The sequence below is a fragment of the Paraburkholderia sp. genome (genome assembly GCF_036488505.1).
Taxonomy (GTDB): domain Bacteria; phylum Pseudomonadota; class Gammaproteobacteria; order Burkholderiales; family Burkholderiaceae; genus Paraburkholderia.
Window position 1 is genome coordinate 1 of sequence record NZ_DASXHN010000209.1, and the last position, 4,460, is coordinate 4,460.

At 65.1% G+C, this 4,460-nt stretch carries 5 protein-coding genes; 4 read left to right on the plus strand and 1 reads right to left on the minus strand.

Annotation, left to right across the window (positions count from 1 at the left end; genetic code table 11):
* A partial coding sequence (locus tag VGH68_RS12605) for an agmatinase (RefSeq protein ID WP_331603954.1) occupies window positions 1–636 on the plus strand: 636 nt, incomplete at its 5' end.
* Window positions 637–709: 73 nt separating this feature from the next.
* Here VGH68_RS12605 and VGH68_RS12610 read toward each other — a convergent pair.
* Window positions 710–1,681, minus strand: a complete 972-nt coding sequence (locus VGH68_RS12610; RefSeq protein WP_331603956.1) for a GlxA family transcriptional regulator — start codon at window positions 1,679–1,681, stop codon at window positions 710–712.
* 145 nt (window positions 1,682–1,826) lie between these two features.
* On the opposite strand from VGH68_RS12610, the gene VGH68_RS12615 reads away from it, so the two are divergent.
* The 3 genes from VGH68_RS12615 to VGH68_RS12625 all read left to right on the plus strand — a co-directional run bounded on the left by VGH68_RS12615 (window position 1,827) and on the right by VGH68_RS12625 (window position 4,257).
* Window positions 1,827–2,504: a DJ-1/PfpI family protein gene (locus tag VGH68_RS12615; RefSeq protein ID WP_331603957.1), complete on the plus strand. Its 678-nt coding sequence runs from the start codon at window positions 1,827–1,829 to the stop codon at window positions 2,502–2,504.
* A gap of 143 nt (window positions 2,505–2,647) precedes the next feature.
* The gene (locus VGH68_RS12620; protein ID WP_331603958.1) at window positions 2,648–3,100 is read left to right on the plus strand and encodes a zinc-finger-containing protein; all 453 of its coding nucleotides are present in this window, start codon (window positions 2,648–2,650) and stop codon (window positions 3,098–3,100) included.
* Window positions 3,101–3,357: 257 nt separating this feature from the next.
* Window positions 3,358–4,257, plus strand: a complete 900-nt coding sequence (locus VGH68_RS12625) for a TauD/TfdA dioxygenase family protein (RefSeq protein WP_414696935.1) — start codon at window positions 3,358–3,360, stop codon at window positions 4,255–4,257.
* The last annotated feature ends 203 nt before the right edge of the window (window positions 4,258–4,460 follow it).

Below are 4,460 nucleotides of genomic sequence, written 5' to 3' on the forward strand. Positions count from 1 at the left end.
ACCGCTTACGACGAGATACTTCAGCACGATTGCAAGCCGGTCACCCTTGGCGGCGATCACACCATCGCGTTGCCCATTTTGCGGGCGATTCATCGCAAGCACGGCAAGGTCGGCCTGATTCACGTCGACGCGCACGCCGACGTCAACGACACGATGATGGGCGAGAAGATCGCGCATGGCACGCCGTTTCGCCGCGCGGTGGAGGAAGGGCTGCTCGATTGCGAACGGGTCGTGCAGATCGGTCTGCGCGGCACCGGGTACGCGGCCGAAGACTTCGACTGGTGTCGCGATCAGGGTTTTCGCGTCGTGCAGACAGAGGAATGCTGGAACCGCTCGCTCGCACCGCTCATGGAAGAGGTGCGGCATCGCGTCGCCGGCGGTCCGGTCTATCTGACCTTCGATATCGACGGGATCGATCCCGCGTATGCGCCGGGCACCGGCACGCCGGAGATCGCCGGTCTGACGGTGCCGCAAGCGCTGGAGATCATTCGCGGCTGCTGGGGCTTGAATCTGGTCGGCGCGGATCTCGTCGAAGTGGCGCCGCCCTACGATCCGTTCGGCACGACTGCGTTGCTCGGCGCGAATCTCGCATACGAGATGCTGTGCGTGCTGCCCGGTGTGAAGCGCCGCGACTAGCGGAGACGGGCGTCTGCGTGAGTTGCCTTCCAGCGCGAAATCGAACAGGTGCTGACGGTAATCGAGCACTGAATCACACCGAAAACCTGTCCCGATAGACCTGCGGCGGGACACGCAACAGTCTGCCGAAACTGCACCGCATTGTCTCCTCGCTGCCAAACCCGCAACGCGCCGCGATCCGTTTGATCGACCACGCGGTCTCGCTCAACAACCGCTGCGCCGCCTCGACGCGCAACTGCTCGACCGCGCGCGCCGGCGTGCGCCCGGTTTGCATCTTGTAATGACGCATAAAACTGCGCTCACTCATATGCGACCGCCTCGCCAGCGCGGGAACCGAAAGATCGGACGCAAGATGCGACGCCATCCACGCATTTAACTCGCCGAAGCGGTCGTCGGCGCTCTGCATCGACAGCATCGCGCTGAACTGCGATTGACCGCCCGGGCGTTTGAGGAACACCACGAGCTCGCGTGCAACCGCGAGGGCCATCGCGCGGCCGTGATCCTGTTCGAGCAAGGCCAGCGCGAGGTCGATTCCCGCCGTGACGCCCGCCGATGTCCAGATCGCACCATCGCGGATAAAGATCGGATCGGTTTCGACGCGCAGCCGCGGATAACGTTGCGCGAGTTCGTCGCAACGCGCCCAATGCGTGGCGACGCGCCGGCCGTCCAGCAGGCCGGCCTCGGCGAGCAGGAAGGCGCCCGAGCACACGGATGCGACCCGGCGCGCGTCGCGAGCGCGCCGTTGGATCCAGCGGATCAGACGCTTGTCCGTCGCGGCGTCGTTCACGCCGAAGCCGCCAGGCACGATCAGCGTGTCGACTGGCCGCTTCGCCGCGCGTAGCGAATGAGCGACCAGCGCGACGCCGGCTGAGGAAGTCACCGGCCCGGCTTCGGCGGCGACGACGCGCGGCGCATACAGCGAAGCAAGGCCGCGCTGCGCGGCGAGTTCGTTGGCGGAGGCGAACACCTGCAGCGGACCGCTTACGTCGAGCAGTTGCACGTTGCGGAAAGCGAGCAGCACGATGGAGCGAGATTCGCTGGTCATGGCGATAAGAACGGCGGAGTAGTGCGTGGCAGAAACCAAGGGACAAATGGCAACACCGCCAAAGACTACCTGCCTAGAATCGATTCGTCCACTCGCGAAATCCGTCGCGGGTCTGGATCGATTTCTCATTCGACAAGGTATCTTCATGGCACTGCAAATCGGCTTTCTGGTGTTCCCGCAGGTGCAGCAACTCGATCTGACCGGGCCGCATGACGTGCTCGCTTCGTTGCCCGGCGCGACCGTGCATCTGATCTGGAAAACGCGCGAGCCGGTCGTGTCCAGCAGCGGACTCGTTCTCACGCCTGATGTCACGTATGAAACGTGTCCGCCGCTCGACGTAATCTGCGTGCCCGGCGGCAGCGGCGTGACCGATCTGCTGCGCGACGAGCGAACCATCGAGTTCGTGCGAACACAGGCGGCGAGCGCGCGCTACGTGACGTCGGTTTGCACGGGCGCGTTATTGCTTGGCGCCGCCGGTCTGCTGCGAGGGCGGCGCGCGACCACACATTGGGCCTTCCACTCGCTGCTGGAGCCGCTCGGCGCGATTCCGACGCGCGCACGGGTGGTGCGCGACGGCAATCTGATTACCGGTGGCGGTGTGACAGCCGGTATCGATTTCGCTTTGACCGTCGCCGCCGAATTGGCGGGGGAGCACGAGGCGCAGGCTATCCAGCTCGAACTCGAATATGCGCCGGCCCCGCCGTTCGACGCCGGAGATCCGGATGTCGCGCTGCACGCTGTAGTGGAAACGGTCCGGCAGCGCACCGCGGCCAGCCTGGCGCGCCGGAGCCGAATCGTGATGGATCTCGCGGCGGGTGGATGACGTACTGCGTCGCGCGATTGCCGAGCCTGCCGTGCAGGGCCCGCGCCGGTAAGGTCGCCTTCGATTAAACTGCCTGGCTATCATCCCTTCGCCAGTCAGACTCGAACGATGACTCACTCCAGATCCGCCCAGGAGCAATGCCGATGCGCGTAGGCAAGCCGGTTCAGCCCTTGCCGCAGCCGTCATGCGACTACTGCGGCGCCCGTGCGTCGATCGCTCGGTATGGCGACGAAGCCTATCCGTATCGCAAGGACCAGGGTCCGCTATGGATCTGCGTTCCCTGTCAGGCGTGGATCGGCGTGCATTCGCGCAGCCGGCGCAACGTGCCGCTCGGCCGCCTCGCGAATGCGGCATTGCGCGACGCGAAGAGCCGGCTGCACGATGCGCTGGAACCGCTCGCCGCCGGCAAGGTGCGCCGCGACGGCGTCAACGCGTTCGAAGCGCGCGCAAAGGCGATCCGCTGGGTGGCGACCGAGCTGGGTTTCGATCCTCTGCCGCCCGGCATTCATGCGCTCACAGCCGAGCAGTGCGAACAGGCGCTACGTTATGTCGAAGCTTTCGTCGCGTCCCGCCGGTCGCGGGAACGCGGCGGCTAACTGGATCATCGTGCGGCGCTGTGCCCCGCGCGCCGTTCCCACCGCCCCCGCGGCGGCAGTGTGACGACCCGCGGCGCGTTTCAGCGCCGGGTTTATCACTCCAGCAGATAACCGTATCGGATTTGCTTCGTTGGCATTGCACGTGTGCACCGGTAAATTCGTCGGACTGAACGCGCCGCCCTAATTGCACCGGGCGCGCGCTGAACCGTCCCGACGAAGAGCCTCCTGTGACGACTACTGTATTCCCCGCGCGCGGCATCGCCGCTGATTCGACGGCCGGCGAGGCCAGCCGCCTGCTTTGCACCCAGCGCATCGAGATTCGCCCGCTCGACGCGCCACTCGGCGCCGAAGTGCTGGGCCTGGATCTCAGCCAGCCGCTCGCCGATGAGGACTTTGCCCGCATCCACCGCGCGCACCTCGACTATCACCTGCTGGTGTTCCGCGACCAGCGCATCACGCCGGAGCAACAGATAGCATTCAGCCGCCGCTTCGGCCCATTGCAGATTCACGTGCTGCATCAGTTCCAGTTGCCCGGCTATCCCGAGGTGCTGGTGGTGTCGAACATCGTCGAAAACGGCCAGCCGATTGGGCTCGGCGACGCCGGTCACTACTGGCATTCCGATCTGTCGTACAAGGAGAAGCCGAGCCTCGGCTCGCTGTTGCATGCGCAGGAACTGCCCGCGCAAGGCGGCGATACGCTGTTCGCGAACATGCACCTCGCGTGGGACACGTTGCCCGCACATTTGCGCGATGGGGTGAAAGGCCGTACCGCGGAACACACGTATCTCGCGAAGTACGCGGAACTGCAGAAGCGCAGCCCGTGGCGCCCGAATCTGTCGGCCGAGCAGATTGCTCAGGTGAAGCCGGTCGTGCATCCGATCGTGCGCACGCATCCGGAGACCGGACGCAAGACGCTCTTCGTCAGCGAGCATTTCACCACGCGTGTAATCGATCTGCCGGAAGACGAGAGCCACGCGTTGCTCGCGGAACTCTTCGCGCATAGCGTGCGCACCGAACATCTTTACCGGCATCACTGGGCCGCGCACGACATGGTGTTCTGGGACAACCGCGCGTTGATGCATCTCGCCGCCGGTACGCCCGACCATCTGCGCCGCAAGCTTTATCGCACGACGATCGAGGGCGATGCGCCGTTCTGAGCGCAAGCTTTTCGTCCTGTTTGTACTGCATGCCCACTGGAGTCTCAATGCCGAGCCGATTTCGCACGACCGCCGCACGGCTGTCGTTTTCCCGCCGTTTCACCGCTATTTTGCTGAGCTTGTCGATCGGCGCCGCAGGTGTCGCCGTCGCGGCGCCCGCGCATGCCGAGGGCGAGATTCGCGTGGCCGAACAGTTCGGCATC